Origin of the sequence: Terribacillus saccharophilus (assembly GCF_002272745.1) — a bacterium.
GTDB lineage: Bacteria > Bacillota > Bacilli > Bacillales > Amphibacillaceae > Terribacillus > Terribacillus saccharophilus_B.
Map to the genome: position 1 here is coordinate 816446 of NZ_NPBD01000007.1, position 26098 is coordinate 842543.

Sequence of the window (26098 nt, forward strand, 5' to 3'; positions counted from 1 at the left end):
AACGGTAGGTAATGAACCGATGCAAATAAAACAAGAAGTACAAAAACGTAAGACTTTCGCTATCATCTCCCACCCGGATGCCGGGAAGACGACAATGACTGAGAAATTACTCGTCTTCGGGAATCTAATTCGTACTGCAGGTACGGTAAAAGGAAAGAAATCAGGCAAATTCGCCACATCCGACTGGATGGAAATCGAAAAGCAGCGTGGAATTTCCGTTACATCTTCTGTAATGAACTTTCCTTATAAAGATTATCAAGTAAATATCCTGGATACACCAGGACACGAAGACTTCAGCGAAGATACGTACCGCACACTGACAGCTGTGGATAGTGTTGTCATGATCATCGATGCAACAAAAGGAATCGAAGCACAGACATTGAAACTATTCAAAGTGTGTCGTATGCGCGGTATTCCGATCTTTACTTTCATTAACAAGCTTGACCGTGAAGGCCGGGAGCCGCTGGAGCTATTAGAGGAAATTGAAAGTGTACTGGATATAGAGACATATCCAATGAACTGGCCAGCAGGAATGGGCAAGCGTTTCCTAGGTATTTTCGATCGATACAACAAGCAATTTGTCCGCTTTAACGGAAATGAGGAAGAATCATTCATTCCTTACGATCAGCTGGACGATCCGGCGTATTCTGATTTAACAGGTGATTCTACATTTGAAGATACAAAAGGTGAGCTGGAGTTATTAGATGAAGCTGGCGATCAATTCTCATTGGATCGTGTCCTTGCTGGTAAGCAGACACCTGTCTTCTTTGGCAGTGCACTTGCACCATTCGGTGTACAGACATTCTTTGATACATTCGTCAATCTGGCACCTGCGCCAGGCAGCCGTCGTACGACAGAAGGTATTGTATCTCCTGAGAATGAAGAGTTCTCTGGATTCGTCTTCAAGATTCAGGCAAATATGAATCCAGCTCACCGTGACCGTATTGCTTTCCTGCGCGTCTGCTCAGGGAAATTCGAGCGTGGTATGAGCGTCCAGCTATCTCGCTCAGCGAAGCCGATCAAACTTTCCCAGTCACAGCAATTCGTTGCATCATCCCGTGATACGGTTGAAGAAGCATATGCCGGGGACATCATCGGTATTTATGATCCAAACATTTACCGAATCGGGGACACACTCATCGAAGGGAAAGCGAATTTTGAATTTGATGAGCTGCCGCAATTCCCACCGGAAGTGTTCAAGAAAGTTACCGCCAAGAACGTTATGAAAGCCAAGCAGTTCCAGAAAGGTATTGAGCAGCTTGTTCAAGAAGGAGCAATCCAGCTGTTCCGCGGTAAACGCGACAATAGCTATATCTTAGGTGCAGTCGGAGAGCTTCAGTACGAAGTATTCGAATATCGAATGAAAAACGAGTATAATGTAGAAGTGGTATTGGAATCGATGGGAGAACGCATTCCACGCTGGCTAAAAGCCGAGCAAGTGGATGAACGCCTATTCGATGAGCGCAGTCTGCTCGCACAGGATCGCGAAGGAGATTACTTGGCATTGTTCAAGAATGATTTCGCCCTCCGCTGGTTTACGGATAAAAATCCGAAAGTCGATTTGATTGATCTATTTGAGGTCAACCAATACGACCAAGCTTCTAACTAATAATAAAGCCGTCAAATTTTGGCGGCTTTTTGCTATCTATTTGTTTATGTTTCGTATATTAGGTAAACATCTATACTAGCAGGTATGTGGAATTTTAAACGAATGTTTGTTCGTGTTTTTATATATTTTATGCTATGATGACATTAGCATACAGAACGGAGGAATTTGGCATTGAAAGAAAAGGAAACGTTTGAGTTAGTATCCAAATACGAGCCGCAGGGTGACCAGCCGAGAGCGATTGACGCCCTTGTCGACGGCATCCACCAAAACAAGCGTCATCAGACACTTCTCGGCGCGACTGGTACCGGTAAGACGTTCACCATTTCGAACATGGTGAAGGAAATAAACAAACCGACACTTGTCATTGCACACAATAAAACCTTGGCTGGTCAGCTTTACAGTGAGTTTAAGGAATTTTTCCCGAACAATGCAGTGGAATATTTCGTCAGCTATTACGATTATTATCAGCCGGAAGCATACGTACCACAGACAGACACATTCATCGAGAAGGACGCAAGCATCAATGATGAGATTGATAAGCTGCGCCACTCCGCTACATCTGCTCTATTTGAACGCAATGATGTATTGATTGTGGCAAGTGTGTCCTGTATCTATGGCTTGGGTTCCCCGGAGGAATATAAGAGCCAGGTGCTGTCTGTTCGCGTCGGTATGGAGAAGGATCGAGATGCTCTTCTTCGTAACCTAGTTGATATCCAATACGCTCGGAATGATATTGACTTCCAGCGCGGAACCTTCCGTGTTCGCGGTGACTCAGTTGAAGTCATTCCAGCATCGAAGGAAGAACATTGCATCCGCTTTGAGTTCTTTGGGGATGAAATAGATCGGATTCGTGAAGTGGACGCCCTGACAGGCGAAATCATCGGGGACCGGGAGCATGTCGCTATTTTCCCTGCTTCCCACTTCGTAACTCGCGAAGAAAATCTAAAGAAGGCAATCGTCAATATTGAGAAAGAGCTAGAGGATCAACTCAAAGTCTTCAAGGAGCAAGGCAAACTGCTGGAAGCACAGCGATTGGAGCAGCGCACTAATTACGACTTGGAAATGATGCGGGAGATGGGTTTTTGTTCAGGTATTGAAAACTACTCAGCTCAGCTTACTTTCCGCGAACGGGGAGCCACACCTTATACGCTGCTGGACTTCTTCCCTGATGATTTCATCGTCGTCGCGGATGAGTCCCATGTTACGCTGCCGCAGATAAGGGGAATGTATAATGGTGACCAAGCACGAAAAAAGGTGCTCGTAGACCATGGCTTCCGTCTGCCGTCAGCTATGGATAACCGGCCGCTCACATTCCAGGAATTCGAGAAGAAGACTGAACAGCTTGTCTATGTATCTGCGACACCTGGTCCTTATGAAATCGAGCACACACCGGAAATGATCGAACAGATCATCCGACCTACAGGATTGCTAGATCCGGAAATCGACATTCGTCCGATTGAAGGACAGATTGACGATATTATCAGTGAAATTTATAAACGGACCGAAAAGAATGAGCGTGTGCTAATCACGACGCTGACGAAAAAGATGTCCGAGGATTTAACTGATTATCTGAAGGATATCGGTATTAAAGTGGCGTATTTGCATTCAGAAATTAAGACGCTTGAACGAATTGAAGTTATTCGCGATTTGCGTGTTGGTAAGTATGATGTACTCATAGGAATCAACTTACTGCGAGAGGGCTTGGATATCCCGGAAGTTTCCCTTGTAGCCATACTTGATGCAGATAAGGAAGGATTCCTGCGATCCGAGCGTTCATTGATTCAGACAATGGGTCGGGCAGCTCGTAATGAAAACGGGCATGTCATTATGTATGCAGATAAAATCACCGATAGCATGCAAAAAGCGATGGATGAGACGGCTCGACGCCGTGAAATCCAAATCGCTTACAATAAAGAGCATGGCATTACACCGCGGACCATCCAGAAGGAAGTGCGGGATGTCATTAAAGCAACGATTAGTTCCGAAGAGTCCGGAACGAATAAGAAAGATACACCGGACTTGACGAAGCTTACGAAGAAAGAAAAGGAAAAAGTCATAGCCGAGATGGAAAAAGAAATGAAACAGGCTGCACGCGATCTCAATTTCGAGCGCGCTGCCGAGCTTCGTGATCTTGTATTGGAACTAAAAGTGGAAGGGTGAAGAAAGTGGCGAAGAAAAATATTTCAGTCAGAGGCGCCCGCGCCAATAACTTAAAAAATATCGATATTGATATACCAAAGGATAGTCTAGTCGTATTGACTGGACTGTCTGGGTCAGGGAAATCCTCGCTCGCTTTTGATACCATTTACGCAGAAGGGCAGCGGCGTTATGTGGAATCCCTATCTGCATATGCCCGTCAGTTCCTTGGTCAGATGGATAAGCCCGATGTGGATTCGATCGAAGGCTTGTCGCCAGCTATCAGTATTGATCAGAAAACGACAAGCAAGAACCCGCGTTCCACTGTTGGAACAGTTACAGAAATCTATGATTACCTGCGTCTTCTGTACGCAAGAGTCGGACGGCCGACTTGCCCGCGTCATGGTATTGAAATCAGCTCTCAAACAGTAGAACAAATGGCCGATCGTATTCTGGAATTCCCAGAGCGTTCCCGATTGCAGGTACTTGCACCTGTAATCTCCGGTAAGAAAGGAGAGCATGTGAAAGTGCTCGAAAAGCTTAAAGCGGAAGGCTATATCCGTCTTCGCGTTGATGGCGAGATGATGGAGATTCATGATGACATCAAACTGGAGAAAACAAAGAAACACTCTATTGAGGTTGTTGTCGATCGTATTGTCATCAAAGAAGGTGTTACTGGTCGTTTGACAGATTCATTGGAAACGGCACTTACGTTGGGAGACGGCCGAGTCATCGTGGACGTGATGGATGTCGAGGAGCTGCTTTTCAGTGAGCATCATGCTTGTCCGATTTGCGGATTCTCTATTGGGGAACTGGAGCCTCGCATGTTTTCTTTCAACAATCCATTTGGTGCGTGCACGTCTTGCGACGGACTTGGTACAAAATTAGAGGTCGATCCCGATCTAGTGATCCCGAATAAGGATTTGACACTGCGCGATGGCGCAATTGCAGCGTGGGAACCGACTAGCTCCCAATATTATCCGAAGCTTTTAGAAGCTGCCTGCAGCCACTTTGGTATCGATATGGATGTACCGGTAAACGAACTGCCGGAGGGACAGCTAGATATCCTGATGAACGGAAAGAAAAAGGATAAGATTCATTTTCGCTATGAAAATGACTTTGGGCGCGTCAGAGAAAGCAATATCGAGTTCGAAGGTGTTTTGACTAATATTGCTCGGCGGTACCGGGAAACAACATCCGATTTTATCCGGGAACAGATGGAAAAGTATATGAACAACCGACCGTGTCCGAAATGTAAAGGTCATCGCCTGCGTGAGGAATCGCTCGCAGTTCTTATCAACGGTCATCACATAAGCAATGTAACGGCAAAATCAGTAATTGAAGTGAAACACTTCATGGAAGACCTTGAACTGAGCGAGAAGGAAAGGCAAATTGCTTTTATGATCACCAAGGAGATAATAGACAGGATTACGTTCCTGAATAATGTCGGCTTGGATTATTTGACTCTTTCCCGTGCAGCTGGCACATTGTCAGGCGGAGAAGCGCAGCGGATTCGTCTTGCTACACAGATTGGATCAGCTTTGACAGGTGTATTGTATGTGCTGGATGAACCGTCCATTGGGCTGCATCAGCGTGATAATGACAGGCTGATTGAAACGATGAAGCGGATGCGCGATCTCGGCAATACACTCCTCGTGGTTGAGCATGATGAAGATACGATGATGGAAGCAGATTGGCTTATCGATGTCGGACCTGGCGCCGGTGAGCATGGGGGACAAATCACGAGTCAGGGAACTCCTGCAAAAGTGATGAAAGATAAAAAATCCCTTACTGGGCAGTATTTGTCTGGTAAGAAATTCATCCCGCTGCCATTTGAACGCCGCAGTCCGGATATGCAGCGTTCCATTGAAATCATCGGAGCAGAAGAAAATAACTTAAAAAAAGCATCCGCGCAGATTCCGCTCGGTCTTTTCACCGCGGTTACAGGTGTGTCCGGATCTGGGAAAAGTACATTCGTAAATGAGATTCTGCACAAAACCCTAGCTCAGAAGCTGAACCGAAGCAAGGCGAAGCCTGGTAAACATAAAGAAATCAAAGGTTTGGAGCATCTCGACAAAGTTATCGATATTGACCAGTCTCCAATCGGACGGACTCCACGTTCTAACCCGGCTACGTATACTGGTGCTTTCGATGATGTTCGTGATGTGTATGCGAGCACAAATGCTGCAAAGGTTCGCGGCTATAAAAAAGGCCGTTTCAGCTTTAACGTCAAGGGCGGGCGCTGTGAAGCTTGCCGCGGAGACGGAATCATCAAGATCGAGATGCATTTCCTGCCAGATGTTTATGTCCCATGTGAAGTTTGTCATGGTAAACGGTATAATCGGGAAACACTTGAGATTAAATATAAAGGTAAAAGTATTGCAGACGTGCTAGATATGACGATTGAAGAGGGCTTGGAGTTCTTTGCCAACATCCCTAAAATCAAGCGTAAACTGCAGACGATTTCCGATGTGGGTCTTGGCTATGTAAAACTTGGACAGCCTGCTACGACATTATCCGGCGGTGAAGCGCAACGCGTGAAGCTTGCCAGTGAACTGCATAAACGTAGTAATGGGAAGACATTCTATATTCTGGATGAACCGACAACAGGATTGCATGTAGATGATATTTCACGATTGCTGAAAGTACTTGAGCGCATTGTGGAAAATGGGGATACGGTTCTGGTTATTGAACATAACCTCGATGTCATTAAAACAGCTGATTACCTTATTGATCTAGGTCCCGAAGGCGGGGATCGAGGCGGAGAGATTGTAGCAACCGGTACACCAGAAGAAGTAGCAGAAGTGCCTGCTTCGTACACTGGTAAGTACTTGAAGCCAATTCTTGAGCGTGATCGCGAACGTACGACTAGCCAAATAGAATATGCAACGCATGTTGCAGAAAGCTAAAAAGATACAGCGAGGCTTTTGCCCGCTGTATCTTTTTACATATGTTGAGCCCTTAAAAACGTCAAAATGAGCATTGCAGTGGAATTTGTAGTAGAATATTTGTTTAGATATAGCTTTGGAAGGAGCGACTTACGGTGAAGCCGATTGATTTGAATGAAGTGCAAGAACAAATAGATGCATTTGCTGGAAAAAAAGTGTTTATACATCTGGAAACGACAAATGGTGCATATGCTAATCATGTAAATGAAAAAGCGTACAATGTTGGTGCTTTTATCCGGAATGCACAGGTGACTTATGAACATGGCAAGATAAAAGGTGCTGGAGCAGCCTATCGCGTTGGATTGAAAACAGAAAACGGCTGGGTTTACGCAGAAGGACTGAATGCATGGGAATTGGATGAGAAGAATCGTCTGCTCATGGCTGGTCATGATCGTGAAGGCCGATTGATGGTTTCATTGGAAATAAGCGAGACAGCGTTCTAAGGAGGAGAAATAATCATGGAAAAACACGTAGTAGTCATCTTCCCGCATCCGGACGACGAAGCTTTCGGAGCTGCTGGTACAATTGCTAAGTTCAGACAGGAAGGTGTGCCGGTAACATACTTGTGCGGTACATTGGGAGAAATGGGACGCAATATGGGTAATCCTACTTTTGCGACTCGTGAGTCATTACCTGAAATTCGTAAGAAGGAATTGCAGGATGCTTGTAAAGTGATGGATATAGAATTAAAAATGCTTGGTTACCGAGATAAAGTGTTGGAATTCGAAGATCTATCTAAAGTGAGTGATCATTTGAAAGAGTTGCTTGAGACAATTAAACCAACACTCGTAATCACACACTATCCGGAATATGCAGTTCATCCTGATCACAATGCACTTGGTGCAGCTGCGATCGATGCTGTGTCACGGATGGACGAAAGTACTCGCCCGACAGTTTGGGCGCAGGCGTTTATGCGCGGATACCAGGAGATCTTAGGAAAACCTGATGTCGTACAGGATATCCGTCCTTTTGTAAAAACGAAAGTGAAGACGATTCTTTGTCATAAATCTCAAGCGCAAGGCGTGCTTGGTAATGTCACTGGAGAAGAACTTACAGAAGAGAACATGGAAGCTATTGCATTGGAACATTTCAAAGAGGAAACATTCTATACTTGGAACTTCGAAAACATATAATCCGTATATGTGTAAAGGAGGCTATGTATGAGAACAGAGAGAAAGAAGATTCTGAAACAGCTGGAAGAAGGAAAGCTCACCGCCGAAGAAGCAGAGCTGCAGCTTGCTGCTCTCGATGAGCGGGCCTTTGGTGCTGTGCAGGAGCAGGATATCAACGAAGAGAAGGAACTGGTAGTCCAGGAGCTAGTAACAGCAGGTGAAGAATCTAAAAAGCAGCGTACCGGTGGCAAGACAGCCAAGAAAAAGAATGTCGGTCCGAAAGTGCTGCAATATGTTCAGCAGGCTTTCAGTAAGATTAAGAATGCTGATCTGGATTTAAACTTCGGCGATCATTATACAGTGGATCACATTTTTCAGGCTGATGAGACATTCGCGAAATTAGAGCTGAAAATTTATAACGGCTCCATTACGGTCAAGAGCTGGAATGAGCCTTTGGCAAGGCTCGAGACGAAAGCAAAGGTCTATCAGGAAGAAGATGAGCAAGCAGCTAGGAAACGATTCACTGATAAGGCTTATTTCACCATTGCAGACGGTAAACTGCAGTTTTCATTACAGGATAAACGAATTAAACCTGAAATCACATTGTATGTTCCGGAAGCTGTATATGAGGAATGTATCTTAAAAACTTTCAACGGCACGATTCGTACGGATTCCGTAAGCAGCACGAATATATATTGCAAAACGACAAATGGAAGCATTGATCTGCAAGGAGGCGGCGGTTCTATCGTTAGTGCTGAAACCTCCAATGGCAGTATCAAGCTGAAACATGTGACTGCGAAGGATCTTCTTTGTGAGTCGGTTAACGGCTCGCTCCGGCTGGAAGGAAACTTCCGTAAGCTTGATGCACAAACTTTCAATGGCAGCATCCATTGCGAGTGGCATAACGAAGATCCGGACAGTGCCTTCTTCAAAGCTACTAATGGAAGTATCCGTTTGAAGTCCTTAGCGGCAATCCCGCTGAATGGGCGTATCACGACGAATATCGGCTCACTGCATTGTGATTTGGATGAATATATTGTCATTGACGAATCAAAGGAAGTCGTTAAAAAAGCTCTCAAATTCGAGACGTATCCAGCTGCAACAGAGAAGTTCCACTTGGAAGCGAACACGAAGACAGGTTCTGTTTGGGTGCTTCCGTAACATGGAGATAATTTATGCTTAGATGGATTTTGACACTATTGCTGAACAGCGTATCCTTAATTATTGTTAGCTATATATTTGATTCCTTTTATCTAGAAGGCTTTGGTACTGCCATTCTGGCGAGCTTTATTTTGTCGGTTCTTAATCTCCTAGTCCGTCCAGTGCTGATTTTCTTGACACTGCCACTGACTGCTTTGACATTCGGATTGTTTCTGTTTGTCATCAATGCAATTACCTTGATGATCACACAAGGTCTGATTGGTAAGAATTTCATAATCGAGGGATTTGGTACAGCGATTATCGCGGCAATCATTCTTGCATTGCTGAACCTCATCCTAAATTGGCTCATCCGTGATCGGATTACGAGCTGAAGATGCTCTGCGGCATGTTGCCGCAGGGCTTTTTTGTGCCTAAGTATCTATCTTTTCTGGAAGTATGCTAGAATAAACAAGAATTGTTAGGATGGAGGGTTCTTATGGCAAAAGTGGTCATTCAAGATTTATTGGATCGTTTCAATCTGGAATTGCTGACAGGGGATGCAGGCGTACAGCGTGAGATTTTCATGAGTGATATTTCCCGTCCTGGTATAGAGTTGACTGGTTATTTTAAATATTATCCGAAAGATCGGCTGCAGCTGTTCGGGAAGACGGAGCTTTCTTTTCTCGAGGAGCTCACGAGTGAGCAGAAGCGAGAGCGTTTCGAGAAGATATGCTCTGACGTTACGCCGGGTCTAATCATCACAAGAGGTCAGGAAGTACCGCCGGAGATGAAGGAAGCAGCAGAGGCTGCTGGTGTCCCGATATTACGTTCACCACACAAAACGACGCGTGTTATCAGTCGTATTACAAACTTCCTCGAAGCAAAATTTGCTCCGTTTACAGCAGTACATGGTGTATTGGTGGATATTTACGGCATCGGTATTCTGATTACTGGTCAAAGTGGTGTTGGTAAGAGTGAAACAGCATTAGAGCTCGTCAAGCGCGGGCACCGACTTGTTGCTGATGACAGTGTTGAAATCCGACAGGAGGATTATGATACCCTTATCGGAAATTCTCCTTCTTTAATCGAACATTTATTAGAGATACGTGGTTTAGGCATCATCAATGTGATGACGCTGTTTGGTGCGGGTGCCGTGCGCAGCCACAAGAAAATTTCCATCGTCATCAATTTGGAGACATGGGATCAATCGAAACAATATGATCGAGTCGGTCTTGATGAAGACACGATGAAAATCATGGATGTTAACGTACCGAAGATGACAGTACCAGTGCGTCCTGGGCGTAACTTGGCAGTCATCATCGAAGTAGCTGCGATGAACTTCCGTCTGAAACGCATGGGCGTGAATGCAGCGGAAGAATTTTCACAGCGTCTTACTAAAATGATTGAAACAGGAAAAGATGATGAGGGAGATATGACGGATGGAAATGTGTGAAGTACAACCGCTTAATCGGGTATTTCTGCAGCTTGGTTCGGTGTCGATCTATTGGTATGGCGTCATTATCGCACTCGGTGCGGCGCTTGGACTATGGCTAGCTATCCGCGAATCAAAAAAGCGCGGATTACATAAAGATACATTCGTCGATTTCCTTGTATTTGCTATCCCGGCTGCCATCATCTCTGCACGTATTTATTACGTCGCGTTTGAATGGGAAAGCTATGCGGATGGACCGTTTTGGAAAGTGTTTGCAATATGGGAAGGCGGCATCGCCATCCATGGTGCCCTGATCGGTTCCATCATTACGGCAATCATCTTTTGCCGAGTAAAGAAAATTCCTTTCTGGAAGCTGGCGGATATTACGGCTCCGAGTTTAATACTTGGACAAGCAATCGGACGCTGGGGCAACTTCATGAACCAGGAAGCTCATGGCGGACCTGTTTCAGCAGAAGCATATCAGAACTACATTCAGTATCTTCCTGATTTCATCAATAACCAAATGTGTATTGATGGCGTTCTTTATCACCCAACATTCCTTTACGAATCATTGTGGAATATTCTTGGGTTCGTTATTTTGCTCGTCCTTCGCAGAGTGAATCTGAAACGCGGGGAAATGTTCTTGTTCTACCTCGCTTGGTATAGTCTTGGACGCTACTTTATCGAAGGAATGCGGACAGATAGTCTAGTAGCTGAGGGATTGCGTGCAGCGCAAATCGTCTCGATCATAGCTATCGTCATTGCGGTGATTATCGTCATCATCCGCCGTCGTCCTGGTGCGAATACACCTCGTTATAAAGATAAGAAATAGAGAGGCGAATGCGAAATGGCAATTACAACATTGTTGTTTGACCTTGATGGAACGCTGATAGATTCAAATAGTCTGATTCTAGCTTCGTATACTGCTACACTGGAGCAGTATACGGGGCGGACGTATGAGCGGGAAGAACTGCTTCCGTTCATAGGTCCTCCGCTGAAGGATGTGTTCGAAAATATCGATCCTTTTAGAGCGGAAGAAATGATAGCAGCATATCGGGAACATAACTTGAAGCATCATGATGCTTACGTTGAAGCGTATCCTTATGTGGCTGAAACATTGCAGCAGCTCAAGCAGGCAGGCTTTAAGCTGGGGATCGTTACGACAAAGATGCGGGACACAGCTGAGCGGGGTCTTCGGGTATGTGGGCTTGGCGGATTGTTTGATGTGGTAATAGGGTATGATGATATCACACAAGCAAAGCCTCATCCAGAACCAGTTCTGAAAGGTCTTGATGCACTTGGAAGCTTGCCTGAGGAAGCTATTATGGTCGGAGATAATTACCATGACATCGAGTCCGGTAAGAATGCGGGCACGAAAACTGCAGGTGTAGCTTGGTCGATCAAAGGCAAGGACTCCTTGCTGGCTTATGGGCCGGATTATATGCTGGAGGATATCCGTGATCTACTCGATATCGTAAAGGAAGAAGCACATGCGGAAAACGGAAAGCTATCCCGTTAAAGGATCGAACTCGCTTTGGCAGCTTTATAAAACAGTTTCCTTTTGGAAAGTAGTTAGAAACTTCATCGTCATCCAAATTGGTCGCTATACGCCCTTCCTTGCTATGAAAAATAGGTTGTATAAGACATTCCTAGGGATGAGAATCGGCAAAGAAACAGCTCTTGCTCTCATGGTTGTACCTGATTTTCTCTTTCCGGAACGGATAGCGATTGGTAGGAATACAATTATCGGCTATAATACGACGATCCTGGCTCACGAGTATTTAACGACAGAATACCGGCTAGGTGACGTCATCATCGGCGATAATGTGATGGTAGGAGCCAATACGACGATACTGCCTGGTGTCACAATAGGAGATGGAGCGGTCGTCTCCGCTGCCACACTTGTCCATCGGGATGTGCCTCCTGGTGCGATGGTCGGCGGAAATCCCATGCAAGTGATTTATACAGCAGAACAACGAAAGAACAAGCAGACAACCTAGTGTGTCTGCTTGTTTTATAAGGAGGAATAGAATGGATTTAGGACAGCGCATTTTGCCTGCAGCTCGTAATGAAAGGGATTTTGACGAATTGCTCAAGCGGGAAGATATGCAGATGATGGTCCTGCTCGAAACTAGAATTGCACAGCTCCCTTCCCAAATCAAATATGCGAAAAAGGCGGGTAAGAAGGTATTTCTGCATGTTGATTTAATACAGGGATTGAAAACGGATGATGCAGGTATGGACTTTGTCTGCCAGCGTCTGAAACCGGATGGTGTTATATCGACAAGAACGAATGTAATTCATGCAGCTAAAAAATATAAGATAACTGCAGTCCAGCGATTATTCTTGATTGACGGCCATGCATTGGATCACAATCTTTCTTTGATCAAGAAGACCCAGCCGGATTTTATCGAAGTTTTACCGGGGTTAATTCCTCATATGATAAAAGAAGTATCCGAGCAAGTGGGCATCCCGGTCATCGCTGGAGGGCTCATTCGGACACGGGAAGATGTGGATTCTGCATTGGAGGCAGGTGCGACAGCGGTTTCAACTTCTAAAAAAAGTTTATGGTAAGTTGTTGACACCGCTTTCAAATAGGTGTAAAGTCTACCTATAAGTTAATATTAATGATCGGAGATACGGAGAATCCATTACCTTTTTAGTACACGCCAAAGGGCATACTATGTTATATTAGGTGATGGATTTTTCTTATCCAAAAGACAGCGCTTCCTTGTAATATTTTTAGGATGATTGTAGCAATTTTCTATGATAATTCTGGAGTGTGGTTGATTTGGACGCTTAATGAAAGCGCTCTCCGAAAAAATTTATCAATAAAGGGGACAATCACAATGAGTATCTTCGCAGCTGAAACAATCGGCACAATGGTACTAATACTCTTCGGGGGAGGAGTAGTAGCAGTAAGTAACTTGAGCAAGTCCAAAGGGGAAGGCTCAGGTTGGATTGTAATTACTATCGCATGGGGTCTTGCAGTAGCAATGGGTGCCTATGCAGTAGGTGGTTTTTCAGGAGCGCATTTAAACCCAGCAGTGACACTTGGATTAGCGATTAACGGAGCTATTGAATGGAATGTTGTACCGACATACCTTGCTGGTGAGATGGTTGGAGCATTCTTAGGTGCTGTTCTCGTATTCTTAGTATATTTACCGCATTGGGCGAAAACGTCAGACCCAATGGCAAAGCTATCTGTTTTTGCTACAGATCCGGCAATTGATAGTCCTATTTCAAACATGCTGACAGAAATCATTGGCACTTTCATCCTAATGCTTGGTATTCTATTCATTGGAGGCAACTCTTTAGCAGAAGGATTCAATCCATTAATAACAGGTTTACTCATTGTAGTTATCGGGATGGCGCTTGGCGGTCCTACTGGATATGCTATCAACCCTGCCCGTGACTTAGGTCCGCGTATCGCGCATGCATTGCTGCCGATTCCTGGTAAAGGCTCTTCCAACTGGAAGTACGCATGGGTTCCAGTCGTAGGTCCATTGCTTGGTGGTGCATACGGTGCATATTTCTATATCGGATTTTTCAAGGAAGACTTGCAAGTAGGTTTCTGGATTTTATCTGCTGTACTATTAGTAATCATTATCGTTGCAGTCCGAGGGGAACTTGCGAAAGCTAATGCAGAAGCAGCAGCGACTAATGGTGTGAAAACAAGGGGGATTAAATAATGGAAAAATTTATCATGGCACTTGACCAAGGTACAACAAGCTCACGCGCAATCTTGTTCAACCACAATGGCGACATTGTGGAAACAGCTCAAATGGAGTTTGAGCAGTTCTTCCCGCAATCCGGCTGGGTAGAGCATGACGCGAACGAAATTTGGACATCAATTTCTGCATGTATGGCAGAAGTACTTCGCAAAGCGGATATTGACGCGAAACAGGTTGCTGGTATCGGTATTACAAACCAGCGTGAAACAACAGTTGTATGGGATAAGAACACTGGTCGTCCTATTCATAAAGCGATTGTATGGCAATCCCGTCAAACAGCTGATATCGTAAATGAATTGATCGAAAAAGGACACAACGATCTATTCCGTGAGAAAACAGGTCTATTATTGGATGCTTATTTCTCCGGTACGAAAGTGAAATGGATCCTGGATAATGTTGAAGGAGCACGTGAAAAAGCAGAGAATGGTGACTTGCTGTTCGGTACAATTGATACATGGCTTGTTTACAAGCTTTCCGGCGGAAAAACGCATGTTACTGACTATTCCAATGCTGCCCGTACATTGATGTACAATATCCACGAACTTAAGTGGGATGATGAATTATTAGATATCCTTGAAGTACCGAAATCAATGCTTCCTGAAGTAAAACCTTCTTCAGAAGTGTATGCCAACACAATCGATTACCACTTCTTCGGTGAAGAGGTACCAATCGCTGGTATCGCAGGTGACCAGCATGCTGCTTTATTCGGTCAAGCTTGCTATGAGCCGGGTATGGTGAAAAACACTTATGGCACAGGCTGCTTCGTCCTTATGCATACAGGTGAGGAAGCTGTTAAATCCGATCATGGTTTGTTGACTACAATCGCTTGGGGACTTGATGGAAAAGTTGAATACGCGCTTGAAGGAAGTATCTTTGTAGCAGGTTCAGCAGTTCAATGGCTCCGTGATGGTCTGAAAATCATCGAATCTTCTCCTGATAGTGAGCGTCTAGCTACTAGTGTTTCCGACAATGGCGGTGTTTATGTAGTTCCTGCCTTCGTTGGTCTTGGCACACCTTATTGGGATAGTGATGCACGCGGTGCAATGTTCGGTATTACACGCGGAACAACAGGTGCACACATCACACGTGCAACATTGGAATCTCTTGCCTTCCAATCCAAGGATGTTGTGGACGCAATGATCGAGGATTCTGGTATCGATGTGAAGCAGCTTCGTGTTGATGGCGGTGTCGTGAAAAACGATTTCCTTATGCAGTTCCAAAGCGATATGCTTGATGTAGATGTAGAACGTCCAGTCATTCAGGAAACAACAGCCTTAGGTGCTGCCTACTTGGCTGGTTTGGCTGTCGGCTACTGGGAAAGCCGCGATGAGATCGCCAACAAATGGCAGATCGATCGCACGTTCAAACCGAATCGCTCCAAAGAAGAAAAAGATCAGCTCTACGCAGGCTGGAAAAAAGCTGTGGAAGCGACACGTACTTTCAAGTAATATAACTTTTCAAATCGGGCCCGGCATGTTATACTGAATTCACAAGTTAATGATTCGGCCTGAGACTTTGGAGAGACCGTGAATATCTATACATTGTATGGATTATTTGCGGTCTCTTTTTGCTTTCTATACATGACTTCTACACTATTGGGGTATAGAAATACAGGGAGCGCTGAATCTAAAAAGGAGTGTTCATGCATGACTGTTTTCTCTAGTAAAAAACGTAATGAAATTTATGCAAATTTAACTGATAAACCTCTAGATGTTCTTGTAATCGGTGGTGGAATCACTGGTTCCGGTATCTCTCTTGATGCAAGAATGCGCGGAATGAACGTAGGTCTTGTTGAAATGCAGGACTTCGCAGCGGGAACTTCTTCCCGTTCAACAAAATTGGTTCATGGTGGTTTGCGCTACCTGAAACAATTTGAAGTGAAAATGGTTGCTGAAGTTGGTAAAGAACGTGAAATCGTTTATGAAAATGGTCCTCACGTAACAACACCAGAATGGATGCTGCTTCCTTTCCACAAGGGCGGAACAATGGGTCCATTCATGACAAACATTGGTTTGCGTGTGTATGACTATCTTGCAGGCGTTAAAAAAGCAGAACGTCGTACAATGCTGAAACGTGACGAAGTATTGGAAAGAGAACCACTAGTGAAATCAGAAAACCTTCTCGGTGGCGGTCGTTATGTTGAATACAAAACAGATGATGCGCGTCTGACTCTTGAAGTTCTGAAAAAAGCTGTGGAAAAAGGCGTTCATGCGATTAACTACACGAAAGTAACTGAGTTCATTTATGATGCTGGTGGTAAAGTGACTGGTGTCGTAGCAGAAGATCTTACAACTGGTGAAAAGCATCGTATTTTCGCGAAGAAAATTGTGAATGCCGGAGGCCCTTGGGTTGATACACTACGTGAAAAAGATGGTTCTAAAAAAGGTAAAACCTTGCATCTTACAAAAGGTGTCCACTTGGTATTCGATGGCGAGCGTTTCCCATTGCGCCAAGCAGTATACTTCGATACTCCAGATGGCCGGATGGTATTCGCAATACCACGTGAAGGTAAAACATATGTTGGTACAACAGATACAACATACAAAGGTGATATAAAGCACCCTGTAATGACTGTTGAGGATCGTGACTATATCATTGATTCTGTTAACTACATGTTCCCGACAGTAGAAATCACAAAAGACGATGTAGAATCCAGCTGGGCAGGTCTTCGCCCGCTTATCCAGGAAGAAAACAAGAAACCTGGTGAGATTTCTCGTAAAGATGAAATCTTCGTTTCTGACAGCGGTTTGATCTCCATGGCTGGCGGTAAGTTGACTGGTTACCGTAAAATGGCGATTGAAGCAGTTAACCTCGTTGCTGATCAGTTCAAGAAAGAAGAAGGCATTCTTTATTCCCAAGCGGATACGAAGCACCTTCCAATCTCCGGTGGGGAAGTTGGCGGATCCAAAGGCTTCGAACGTTTCAAAGAGCGTAAAGTGGATGAAGGAAAAGCTATCGGTCTTTCTGCTGAAGATGCACTTAAGATGGTAAGCCGTTACGGAGCGAATGTGGATAAAGTATTCGAACGCTTCGAAACACTGAAAGATGAAGCAAAAGCTGCTAACATCGATCCGCTTGTATTCGCGCAGCTGCGCTATGCAATGGAAGAAGAGCTAGCATTCAAACCAGTCGACTTCTTCGTTCGACGTACAGGTGCTTTGCTATTCAACATCAACTTTGTTCACACAAACAAAGATGCGGTTATCGATTACATGGCTGAAACGTTAGGCTACTCTGCAGAGCAAAAATCAGAGTACACTCGCGAGCTAGATGTATTGGCGAAAGAAGCAGTTGTGCCCGTTAAAGAAGACGACTTGCAAACTGTTTAATCTTTCTCATCAAGAATAGACTGTTTCCCTTAGGGGGAGCAGTCTTTTTTTCTTCAAGTGTAGGAGCAAATGTGGAAATATGGTATACTTCTTGGGATATCTAAAAGCAGTAGGAGGAAACACATGCAAACGCTGGAACCAGCAGAGCAGCAGGCACGACCGTCAAATATCATCCCTTTCATTCCAGAAGGAGATTTCTATTATAAAAAAGGTGTAGAAGCCTATCGGAACGGTAAGCTGGACAAAGCTATGAAATGGCTTAATAAAGCAATCGAAATGGAACCGACGGAAGTGATTTATCACTGCCAGAAGTCGGTTATTTTTACGGAAATGGGATCGTTTCATAAAGCGATCTATATACTAGATGACATCATTAAAGAGCATGGAGATGATTACGCGGAATGCTTTTATTTGCTTTCCCATAATTATTCTAAGCTTGGATATATGCACGACGCAGAAAAGTACGCTAACTTGTACTTGGAAATGGATCCAGAGGGAGACTTCCGGGTGCAGGCTGAGGAACTATTGACGTACGTGGAAGCTGAGGAAGAGGACGATGAGCTTTGGACAACAGAGGAAGAAGATGAGCTCATCATGTTCCAGGAGTCGGCTTTTTATTATTTAGAGCGGGAAGAATGGCAATTTGCTTTGCCCATTCTGGAAGAAATGATGAGCATGTTTCCGGAACATATGCTAGCGAAGCATGAGTTTGCCAAAGCACTTTTCTTCTCCGGTAATCAAAAGGAAGCAGTGCGAATGGAAGAAGAGCATTTATTGAGTGAGCAAGTCTCTGTCTACACACATGTGAATCTCGCTATGTTCTACCATGAAATGAATCAATTTGACCAAAGAGACGAACATCTGCGCTTGCTTCGCAATATCTTCCCTATCCATGAAGAGCAGCATTTACGTATCGCATGCACTTTTTCCATGACAGGATATTATGAAGACGCCGTCGAACGCTTCCTTCATCTGGATAAAAGACGTGTGAAAGGACATGCTTCCTATTATAAGTGGTTCAGCTTGGCCGCGAAGAAAGCTGGCAACGGAGCATATGCTGAAAAGCTATGGCAGGAAGGCAGCCGCAGATTCAGCCATCTGACAAAAGAAGATTTTTATTGGCTTTCTTGAACCTATAGGCAGAAAGATGGACGTTACGCACAGAATCTTATATGCTAACGAGTAGATAAAACGACTGATAAAAAGGAAAGAGGTTAATTTAAATGACTGAAGAAAGAATTTATGACGTGATCATTGCAGGTGCGGGACCAGCTGGTATGACAGCAGCAGTCTACACTTCACGTGCGAATCTTGATACGCTTATGCTGGAAAGAGGTATTCCGGGCGGTCAGATGGCGAATACGGAAGATGTGGAGAACTATCCTGGTTATGATTCCATCCTAGGACCTGATCTTTCCAATAAAATGTTTGAGCATGCGAAGAAATTCGGTGCAGAATATGCTTACGGAGACATCAAGGAAGTGAAGGACGGCAAGGAATATAAAACAGTAGTTGTAGGAAACAAAGAATATAAAACACGTTCTATTATCATCACAACAGGTGCGAAGTGGAAAAAGCTTGGTGTACCAGGCGAAGATGAATTGAGCGGACGCGGTGTTTCTTATTGTGCTGTTTGTGATGGTGCATTCTTCAAAAATCGTGAATTGATCGTAGTCGGCGGAGGAGATTCAGCTGTCGAGGAAGGTGTCTACCTGACTCGTTTCGCTGAGAAAGTTACAATCGTACACCGCCGTGACAAATTACGCGCACAGCCAATTCTGCAGCAGCGTGCTATCGCGAATGAAAAAGTTGATTTCATTTGGGATACGACTGTTGAGGAGATCAATGGCGAAAATAATAAAGTATCCAGTGTGACGCTTCTAAACCAGCTTACTGGAGAAAAATATGAAAAATCTGCTGATGGTGTGTTCATCTATGTCGGAATGGTACCATTGAGCGAACCATTCCAATCTCTTGGCATCACAAATGATTTGGGCTATATTCATACGAATGAACGTATGGAAACAGCTGTCCCGGGCGTTTTCGCCGCTGGAGATATTCGTGATAAAGAGCTTCGACAAATCGTGACAGCAACAGGAGACGGCAGTATCGCTGCTCAAGCTGCTCAAGGTTATGTAGAAACTCTTAAAGAAGAACTGAACGCAATCGGCAAGTAATAGGCTCGGCCATTCCTTGTAAATGATTCTTAATGCTGCTGTAACATGGGCGACACAATCATTTGCTATACTGGTTTTAACTAATTGACCCCCTTTTAATAGATAAATTAGTTATTGGCATAGGTGTCTCGGCACCTATGCATTTTTTTGTTGTTTTAGGGATTAACGGCGATTTTTGGTAAAGACTTAGGAAACATAATACTGTTTGAAGATAAACAGAAATAGTATAATATAGAGTGATGTGTATAACGAACCAACATGTCCACTTATACAGAGAAAGAGGTGGAAGCATGCAACGTGTTGCAAACTGCATCTTGGCAGTTGATGACAAAGTTCTCTTATTGAAGAAACCGAGTAAAGGATGGTACTCAGCACCTGGCGGAAAAATGGAGCTGGGCGAGTCCGTCAAAGAAACAGCTGTCCGGGAGTTTTGGGAAGAAACAGGATTGACTATACATGAACCCGAGCTTCGCGGTACGTTTACTTTTGTTATAAAAAAAGGCGAAAAAGTTGTACATGAATGGATGATGTTCACCTTCTTCGCTGAGGAATATACTGGTGATCTGCTTGAAGAAAGCCAGGAAGGTAAGCTGGAATGGATAGATAAAAAGAAAATCAAGGATTTGCCAATGGCAGAGGGAGATCGTGATATATTCGCCCATATGTTCAACACAGATGAGCCATTGTTCGGCACATTCGTCTACACGGAGGATCGCCAGCTGCTGCAATCAAAGCTGGATCCGACGACACCAGAATAAAACGGGGGATACGTATGGAGAAACAGTTGAATGAAACCAAGCTCGTCATCATTACAGGTATGTCCGGAGCAGGCAAAACGGTTGCCGTTCAAAGCTTCGAGGACTTGGGTTACTATTGTGTGGATAACTTGCCTCCAGCACTATTGCCGACATTCCTTGATTTGATGCGTGATGCTGCCAATGATATTAAAAAGGTAGCACTTGTCATGGATTTGCGAGGCAGGGAATTCTTCGATTCTTTATTCGAAGCATTGGACAAGCTGACACAGGAGAATTGGCTGGAACCGCAAGTATTATTCCTCGATTCAAAGGATGAAGTGCTCGTAACCAGATACAAAGAAACACGCAGGACGCATCCGCTTGCGCCGGAAGGACTTCCTCTTGAAGGTATCCAACAGGAACGTGCATTGCTTGATCAGATGCGTGGCAGAGCACAATTCATCGTGGATACATCGACTTTGAAGCCAAAGCAGCTTCGCGAGAAAATCATGAAACGCTTCAAGGACACCAATTATGAAGAGTTCACGGTGCAGATGCTGAGTTTTGGTTTTAAATACGGGCTTCCAATTGATGCGGATCTCGTCTTTGATGTCCGTTTCCTTCCGAATCCTTTCTACGTGGAGAATCTCAGACCGCAGACGGGCTTGGATGAACCTGTTTCCTCATATGTTTTCAAGTGGTCCGATACGCATACTTTCCTGCAGAAGCTTGAGGATATGCTTACTTTCATGCTGCCTCAGTACAAGAAGGAAGGTAAAAGTCAGCTTATTATAGCCATCGGCTGTACGGGCGGACAGCATCGCTCAGTAGCCATCGCAGAGTATTTGGCTAAACGGTACAGCGATAATTATGCGACGCATGTGACGCATCGGGATGTAGAAAGGAAAAGCCACTGATGACAAGGAAAAAAATAGTTGCAATTGGGGGTGGAACAGGCATGCCTGTTCTGCTGCGAGGACTAAAACAGCTTCCTGTCGATCTTTCTGCAATTGTCACGGTAGCCGATGATGGCGGTAGCTCAGGTAAACTGCGAACTGAGCTAGCGATGCCGGCACCAGGAGATATCCGGAATGTCATTGCTGCATTGGCTGATGCAGAGCCGATGCTGATCGACTTGTTCCAGCATCGATTTAAGGATGGCAATGGATTGTCAGGCCATTCGATGGGAAATCTGCTGTTAGCAGCGATGACCTCTATTTCTGGGGATTTTTATAATGGCATCAAAGAAATATCACGCGTACTTAAAGTAAAGGGCAATATTTATCCGATTGCCAATCAGAACGTCGTACTGCATGCAGAGATGACAGACGGTGAGATTATAACGGGGGAATCTAATATCCCTCTTGCGAATAAACAGATTAAACGAGTATTTGTCAGTCCGCTGCCGGTCAAGCCATTGCCGGATGCAATCGAAGCGATAAAGCAGGCTGATTTGATTGTTATCAGTCCAGGAAGTCTCTACACGAGTGTTATGCCGAATCTAATTGTTCCGGAGATTGAGAATGCCCTAAGAGATGCACCTGGCAAGGTTGTCTACGTATGTAATGTGATGACACAATACGGCGAAACGACGGGATATACAGCAGGAGATCATATTCAAGCTATACATGATCATATTGGAGCTGATATTGTATCGACAATCGTCGTCAATAATAGTTCAATTGAACAAGATATTCGTGAAAATTATGCAGAAGAGCATGCTGAACCGGTCGTTTATGATATCAGTCGCCTAAAGTCTTTAGGACTTGAAGTGATTGAAGCTGATATTATCGACCATGACCAGCGCAAGCTCCGGCATGATACACATAAAATTGCTAAGCTGCTTTACGCGATGCTGTAAAAGCGAGGCACGAGAAGGGGGGAGAGCTTCGTGAGCTTTGCATCAGAAATAAAGAAGGAATTGACGACCATTCCAATTGAAATGACGGATGTAAAAAGTGAGCTAGCAGCTTTGATTCGGATGAACGGCTCTGTCTCTTATTCGAGGCAGGAATACATGCTGGATGTTCAGACAGAGAATGCGGCCATTGCCAGACGTATCTATACGCTGCTGAAGGCGATCTATCAGCATCCTATCGAACTGCTCGTCCGTAAAAAGATGAAGCTGAAGAAAAATAATGTCTATATAGTACGATTAAATAAACAAGTAGATGACCTACTGCGCAATCTGGAAATCTTAGAAGACAAATTCACTTTTGTCCGCACAATTAGTACATCCTTCACTGATACTGCTGAAAAACGCAGAGCGTATTTGCGTGGTGCTTTTTTAGCAGGAGGTTCAGTAAATAATCCGGAAACATCTTCCTACCATTTGGAAATATTCAATACACACAAAGAACATAGTGATGCGCTTTGCGAGCTGATGAATACATTCGATTTGCATGCCCGCAGTACGGAGCGTCGTAAGGGATTTATTACTTACTTGAAAGAAGCAGAGAAGATTACAGAATTTCTCAATATTGTGGGAGCTCACAGCGCTTTGTTTAAATTCGAAGATGTCCGGATTGTACGAGATATGCGCAACTCGGTTAACAGGCTCGTTAACTGCGAAACAGCGAATCTAAACAAGACGATTGGCGCTGCTTTCCGCCAAGTCGAGAATATCAATTTCATCAAAAACACAGTTGGTATCGGGGCATTACCGGATAAGCTACAGGAAATCGCTGAGCTTCGTGTCCAGCATCAAGATGTTTCGCTGAAGGAACTTGGCGAACTGGTTTCCACCGGGAAGATCAGTAAATCCGGTATTAACCACCGCCTTCGTAAAATAGATGAATTCGCTGATAGACTTCGTAATGGAACATCAGTTAAAAAAGCGTAAGCAGGTATAAAGCTGATATAGCATGTGGTATACTTAGAAGACACTCCAACGGGTGTTTTCTTTTTCAAGATTTTGATAGCGCTTACTTGGAAGATGGGAGGAATCACATGTGATCCAAAAAACCTTGCGTGTCACCCTGGATACTGGTTTGCAAGCCAGACCCGCAGCAAGCTTCGTTCAGCAAGCTAATCGTTTCAATGCCTCTGTATTTGTAGAAAAAGGGAACAAATCGGTAAATGCAAAAAGCATCATGGGTTTGATGAGCCTGGCTATAGCCCAAGAAGAATTGATCACCTTGAAAATCGATGGTTCGGATGAGGTGGAAGCAATGGAGGAACTTACAGCCTTCATCACCACTCCATCAGCAGCCAGCTGATTTTCCCACAGAAAAGTCCTGAATTATTCAGGGCTTTTTTTGCTAATATGTGGTAACTGAAGCTATCGTAGTGTAGGCTATGTATTGTAAGATTTTTATAAGATGGAAAGGAGATTTATATTTTGAACGCAAAACGTTGGATCGCAATCGGAATCGCAGCTGGACTGCTCGCCGCATCGGTCGGTTTCCAAACTTTGTTCGCTGTGATTAATAGCAACTTCACAGAAGCGATTGATTCAGCAACTGGAAACACTTACATGAGTGAAGAAATTGTTGAAGATGGAGATATGACAAATCGGATAGCGGTGCTGAAAGTAGAAGGCACAATTCAGGATATTGGAGAAGAAGCTTCTTTATTGGGAAGCGCTACATATAATCATACAGCCTTTTTAGAGCAATTAGAGCAGGCGGGTATGGATGACACCGTCGGAGGTGTCATCATCGAAGTGAACAGTCCTGGAGGCGGTGTTGTCGAAAGTGCTGAAATTCACGATAAGGTAGTAGAAGTACAAGAGGAGTACGGAAAGCCTGTCTATGTATCCATGGGAAATACAGCAGCTTCTGGCGGCTATTACCTAGCGGCAAGTGCGAATAAGATTGTCGCTCACCCGGCTACACTGACAGGATCAATTGGTGTTATCATGTCTACACTTAATTACGCAGAACTTGCAGATAAAATTGGTATCAAAGAGGAAGTTATCAAAAGTGCTGAGCATAAGGACATCATGTCTGGAGCAAGAGAAATGACGGATGAAGAGCGGGATATCCTGCAGTCCATCATTGATGATATGTATGCTGACTTCGTCCAAGTCATCGTAGACGGACGCGGTATGCCGGAAGATCAAGTACGTGAACTTGGAGACGGACGTGTGTATTCCGGTAAACAAGCAATGGAAAATGGACTGGTCGATGATCTAGGGGATCTTGAAGATACGATTAGCATGATGAAAGAAGAGCAAGGACTTGAAAATGCGGAAGTATTCGAATATACAGGAAATGGATTTGGTATGGGTTCCTTCTGGGCAACAGCGGCCGAAGGTCTGTTTGTTTCCGATTCTGATTTGCTCGGCATCAAGCAGCTGATGGGCAAATCGAACTCACCTGAAGCTATGTATCTATATACGGAATAGGAGGCGTTAGAATATGGATAAAGAGAAACGTGAGCATCCTGAAGAACTGACGTCATCCGATCAGGATTATTCCAGAACAGAGGTACCTGAAACAACGGAAACTGACGAACATACAGCGTCGGAGAAAGCATCGGATGCCTATGAAAATTCGTATCAAGAAAACCAGACTGCTGAAGAAGTGATGAAGGATCACCGACATGAAGCAGAGTTTCCTTTCTCTCCACTAGCAGCTGAACAGCGATATGCAGGCTTTTGGATGCGATTTTGGGCATATATTGTGGACCTTATTGTTGTATTCAGTTTGACGGGTCTGATCGTTAAACCTTTCACGATGATCGATTCCTTCCGTGAAGCGACGCTTTGGTTCTGGAGCGTCAGCGGTTTGCTTGGCGGTGTGATATTCTTTGCTTATTTCCTGTTCATGACCAAATGGCGCGGACAGACATTAGGCAAAATGATATTCGGCCTTCGAGTGATTCGGAAGGATGGAGAGCGGCTGTCCTGGTCAGATACACTTATCAGGGAAGTAGTCGGCCGTTTTATTCATCGTCTGCTATTTCTGTTTTTCCTTTATGCAGTAGTAGCTTTCACACCAAGAAAACAAGGCTTGCACGATATGTTCGCTGATACACTTGTTATCCATGAATGAAAAAAGCCATCCAGCTTTTACTGGATGGCTTTTTCTTATGTCTTAAACAGGTTTTTTCTCCATTACTTTGTCGATCAAGCCGTAGTTTACTGCTTGTTCAGCTGTAAGGAAGTTATCACGGTCTGTGTCGCGCTCGACTACTTCAAGCGGCTGTCCACTGCGTTCTGCCATGATTTCGTTCAATTTCTTTCTCATTTCAATGATACGACGAGCGTGGATTTCGATATCGCTTGCTTGTCCTTGTGTACCACCTAGCGGCTGGTGAATCATAACTTCACTGTTTGGAAGTGCATAACGCATGCCTTTTTCACCAGCAGTCAATAGGAATGCTCCCATGGATGCAGCCATACCGATGCAGATTGTAGATACTTTCGGCTGGATGAACTGCATTGTATCATAGATAGCCATACCTGCTGTGATAGATCCGCCCGGTGAGTTGATGTATAGGGAAATGTCTTTTTCTGGATCCTCTGCTGCTAGGAATAACAGCTGGGAAACAATGCTGTTGGCAACATTATCATCGATCGCGCTGCCAAGCATGATGATCCGGTCTTTTAGCAAACGGGAGTAGATATCGTAAGCACGTTCTCCTCTGTTTGTCTGTTCGATAACTGTAGGGATTAGATTCATGGTAGATCCTCCTTTGGATATGAGCTCATTATTCTAAGTAATGACTAACCTTATATTACCTAAAAGGTCAATAAAGGTCAAACAAAATACTTACTTTCTTTCGCCTATTCCATGCTT

Annotated in this window: 25 protein-coding genes; 24 read left to right on the forward strand and 1 reads right to left on the reverse strand. The window is 44.3% G+C overall.

The features are described 5' to 3' along the window. The first annotated feature begins 19 nt into the window (after positions 1-19). The 24 genes from CHH58_RS11120 (at position 20) to CHH58_RS11235 (ending at position 25351) form a co-directional block, all read left to right on the forward strand. Positions 20-1609, forward strand: coding sequence for a peptide chain release factor 3 (locus CHH58_RS11120; RefSeq protein WP_095262520.1), 1590 nt, complete (start codon positions 20-22; stop codon positions 1607-1609). A gap of 171 nt (positions 1610-1780) precedes the next feature. After that, positions 1781-3769 (forward strand): excinuclease ABC subunit UvrB, encoded by a 1989-nt coding sequence (gene uvrB, locus CHH58_RS11125; protein WP_095218506.1) that lies wholly within the window; start codon positions 1781-1783, stop codon positions 3767-3769. 5 nt (positions 3770-3774) lie between these two features. Beyond that, a complete protein-coding gene (gene uvrA, locus CHH58_RS11130; RefSeq protein WP_095229214.1) occupies positions 3775-6654 on the forward strand; it encodes an excinuclease ABC subunit UvrA in 2880 nt (959 codons plus the stop codon). A 134-nt stretch (positions 6655-6788) separates the two neighbouring features. Then, entirely contained in the window at positions 6789-7136 is a 348-nt protein-coding gene (locus CHH58_RS11135; RefSeq protein WP_038564594.1) for a YojF family protein, read from the forward strand. A gap of 15 nt (positions 7137-7151) precedes the next feature. After that, entirely contained in the window at positions 7152-7826 is a 675-nt protein-coding gene (gene bshB2 / locus CHH58_RS11140) for a bacillithiol biosynthesis deacetylase BshB2 (RefSeq protein ID WP_095229216.1), read from the forward strand. A 27-nt stretch (positions 7827-7853) separates the two neighbouring features. Beyond that, the gene (locus CHH58_RS11145) at positions 7854-8966 is read left to right on the forward strand and encodes a DUF4097 family beta strand repeat-containing protein (RefSeq protein ID WP_095229218.1); all 1113 of its coding nucleotides are present in this window, start codon (positions 7854-7856) and stop codon (positions 8964-8966) included. A gap of 14 nt (positions 8967-8980) precedes the next feature. Then, the gene (locus tag CHH58_RS11150) at positions 8981-9337 is read left to right on the forward strand and encodes a phage holin family protein (RefSeq protein ID WP_095229220.1); all 357 of its coding nucleotides are present in this window, start codon (positions 8981-8983) and stop codon (positions 9335-9337) included. 104 nt (positions 9338-9441) lie between these two features. Then, on the forward strand, positions 9442-10398 hold the full coding sequence (hprK, locus tag CHH58_RS11155; RefSeq protein ID WP_095229222.1) for an HPr(Ser) kinase/phosphatase: 957 nt from the start codon (positions 9442-9444) through the stop codon (positions 10396-10398). Beyond that, entirely contained in the window at positions 10385-11209 is an 825-nt protein-coding gene (lgt, locus tag CHH58_RS11160) for a prolipoprotein diacylglyceryl transferase (protein WP_095229224.1), read from the forward strand. The genes hprK and lgt overlap by 14 nt, the downstream gene beginning before the upstream one ends. A gap of 15 nt (positions 11210-11224) precedes the next feature. After that, positions 11225-11896 carry a pyrophosphatase PpaX gene (gene ppaX, locus CHH58_RS11165; protein ID WP_095229226.1) on the forward strand — a complete coding sequence of 224 codons (672 nt, stop codon included), beginning with the start codon at positions 11225-11227 and terminating at the stop codon, positions 11894-11896. Next, on the forward strand, positions 11868-12377 hold the full coding sequence (locus CHH58_RS11170) for an acyltransferase (RefSeq protein WP_095229228.1): 510 nt from the start codon (positions 11868-11870) through the stop codon (positions 12375-12377). The genes ppaX and CHH58_RS11170 overlap by 29 nt, the downstream gene beginning before the upstream one ends. A 31-nt stretch (positions 12378-12408) precedes the next feature. Next, positions 12409-12951: a glycerol-3-phosphate responsive antiterminator gene (locus CHH58_RS11175; protein WP_095229230.1), complete on the forward strand. Its 543-nt coding sequence runs from the start codon at positions 12409-12411 to the stop codon at positions 12949-12951. A gap of 275 nt (positions 12952-13226) precedes the next feature. Further along, the gene (locus tag CHH58_RS11180; protein ID WP_095229232.1) at positions 13227-14069 is read left to right on the forward strand and encodes an MIP/aquaporin family protein; all 843 of its coding nucleotides are present in this window, start codon (positions 13227-13229) and stop codon (positions 14067-14069) included. Next, positions 14069-15559 carry a glycerol kinase GlpK gene (gene glpK / locus CHH58_RS11185; protein WP_249275106.1) on the forward strand — a complete coding sequence of 497 codons (1491 nt, stop codon included), beginning with the start codon at positions 14069-14071 and terminating at the stop codon, positions 15557-15559. Before CHH58_RS11180 ends, glpK begins: the two co-directional genes overlap by 1 nt. Before the next feature lie 198 nt (positions 15560-15757). Further along, positions 15758-17440, forward strand: a complete 1683-nt coding sequence (locus CHH58_RS11190) for a glycerol-3-phosphate dehydrogenase/oxidase (protein ID WP_095232426.1) — start codon at positions 15758-15760, stop codon at positions 17438-17440. Positions 17441-17563: 123 nt separating this feature from the next. Continuing rightward, positions 17564-18571, forward strand: a complete 1008-nt coding sequence (locus CHH58_RS11195) for a tetratricopeptide repeat protein (RefSeq protein WP_095262521.1) — start codon at positions 17564-17566, stop codon at positions 18569-18571. A gap of 92 nt (positions 18572-18663) precedes the next feature. Then, the gene (gene trxB, locus CHH58_RS11200; protein WP_095229240.1) at positions 18664-19617 is read left to right on the forward strand and encodes a thioredoxin-disulfide reductase; all 954 of its coding nucleotides are present in this window, start codon (positions 18664-18666) and stop codon (positions 19615-19617) included. 290 nt (positions 19618-19907) lie between these two features. Then, positions 19908-20375: an NUDIX hydrolase gene (locus CHH58_RS11205; RefSeq protein WP_093880390.1), complete on the forward strand. Its 468-nt coding sequence runs from the start codon at positions 19908-19910 to the stop codon at positions 20373-20375. 14 nt (positions 20376-20389) lie between these two features. Next, positions 20390-21271 (forward strand): RNase adapter RapZ, encoded by an 882-nt coding sequence (rapZ, locus tag CHH58_RS11210; protein WP_095229242.1) that lies wholly within the window; start codon positions 20390-20392, stop codon positions 21269-21271. Further along, entirely contained in the window at positions 21271-22215 is a 945-nt protein-coding gene (locus CHH58_RS11215) for a gluconeogenesis factor YvcK family protein (protein ID WP_095229244.1), read from the forward strand. The genes rapZ and CHH58_RS11215 overlap by 1 nt, the downstream gene beginning before the upstream one ends. 30 nt (positions 22216-22245) lie before the next feature. Next, entirely contained in the window at positions 22246-23196 is a 951-nt protein-coding gene (whiA, locus tag CHH58_RS11220; protein WP_038564637.1) for a DNA-binding protein WhiA, read from the forward strand. A gap of 109 nt (positions 23197-23305) precedes the next feature. After that, positions 23306-23572, forward strand: coding sequence for an HPr family phosphocarrier protein (locus CHH58_RS11225; RefSeq protein WP_038564640.1), 267 nt, complete (start codon positions 23306-23308; stop codon positions 23570-23572). Positions 23573-23694: 122 nt separating this feature from the next. Continuing rightward, positions 23695-24702, forward strand: coding sequence for a signal peptide peptidase SppA (gene sppA / locus CHH58_RS11230; protein ID WP_095229246.1), 1008 nt, complete (start codon positions 23695-23697; stop codon positions 24700-24702). Between the two features lie 13 nt (positions 24703-24715). Further along, positions 24716-25351, forward strand: a complete 636-nt coding sequence (locus CHH58_RS11235; RefSeq protein WP_346426083.1) for an RDD family protein — start codon at positions 24716-24718, stop codon at positions 25349-25351. Positions 25352-25393: 42 nt separating this feature from the next. On the opposite strand, the gene clpP is transcribed toward CHH58_RS11235, so the two are convergent. Further along, positions 25394-25981 (reverse strand): ATP-dependent Clp endopeptidase proteolytic subunit ClpP, encoded by a 588-nt coding sequence (gene clpP / locus CHH58_RS11240; RefSeq protein WP_095229247.1) that lies wholly within the window; start codon positions 25979-25981, stop codon positions 25394-25396. Between the last annotated feature and the right edge of the window lie 117 nt (positions 25982-26098).

Coding starts and splice junctions, on each gene's coding strand:
- CHH58_RS11120 (WP_095262520.1), top strand. CDS start 20: ATGCAAATAAAACAAGAAGTACAAAAACGTAAGACTTTCGCTATCATC.
- bshB2 (WP_095229216.1), top strand. CDS start 7,152: ATGGAAAAACACGTAGTAGTCATCTTCCCGCATCCGGACGACGAAGCT.
- CHH58_RS11145 (WP_095229218.1), top strand. CDS start 7,854: ATGAGAACAGAGAGAAAGAAGATTCTGAAACAGCTGGAAGAAGGAAAG.
- CHH58_RS11150 (WP_095229220.1), top strand. CDS start 8,981: ATGCTTAGATGGATTTTGACACTATTGCTGAACAGCGTATCCTTAATT.
- hprK (WP_095229222.1), top strand. CDS start 9,442: ATGGCAAAAGTGGTCATTCAAGATTTATTGGATCGTTTCAATCTGGAA.
- lgt (WP_095229224.1), top strand. CDS start 10,385: ATGGAAATGTGTGAAGTACAACCGCTTAATCGGGTATTTCTGCAGCTT.
- ppaX (WP_095229226.1), top strand. CDS start 11,225: ATGGCAATTACAACATTGTTGTTTGACCTTGATGGAACGCTGATAGAT.
- CHH58_RS11170 (WP_095229228.1), top strand. CDS start 11,868: ATGCGGAAAACGGAAAGCTATCCCGTTAAAGGATCGAACTCGCTTTGG.
- CHH58_RS11175 (WP_095229230.1), top strand. CDS start 12,409: ATGGATTTAGGACAGCGCATTTTGCCTGCAGCTCGTAATGAAAGGGAT.
- CHH58_RS11180 (WP_095229232.1), top strand. CDS start 13,227: ATGAGTATCTTCGCAGCTGAAACAATCGGCACAATGGTACTAATACTC.
- glpK (WP_249275106.1), top strand. CDS start 14,069: ATGGAAAAATTTATCATGGCACTTGACCAAGGTACAACAAGCTCACGC.
- CHH58_RS11190 (WP_095232426.1), top strand. CDS start 15,758: ATGACTGTTTTCTCTAGTAAAAAACGTAATGAAATTTATGCAAATTTA.
- CHH58_RS11195 (WP_095262521.1), top strand. CDS start 17,564: ATGCAAACGCTGGAACCAGCAGAGCAGCAGGCACGACCGTCAAATATC.
- trxB (WP_095229240.1), top strand. CDS start 18,664: ATGACTGAAGAAAGAATTTATGACGTGATCATTGCAGGTGCGGGACCA.
- CHH58_RS11205 (WP_093880390.1), top strand. CDS start 19,908: ATGCAACGTGTTGCAAACTGCATCTTGGCAGTTGATGACAAAGTTCTC.
- rapZ (WP_095229242.1), top strand. CDS start 20,390: ATGGAGAAACAGTTGAATGAAACCAAGCTCGTCATCATTACAGGTATG.
- CHH58_RS11215 (WP_095229244.1), top strand. CDS start 21,271: ATGACAAGGAAAAAAATAGTTGCAATTGGGGGTGGAACAGGCATGCCT.
- CHH58_RS11235 (WP_346426083.1), top strand. CDS start 24,716: ATGGATAAAGAGAAACGTGAGCATCCTGAAGAACTGACGTCATCCGAT.
- clpP (WP_095229247.1), bottom strand. CDS start 25,981: ATGAATCTAATCCCTACAGTTATCGAACAGACAAACAGAGGAGAACGT.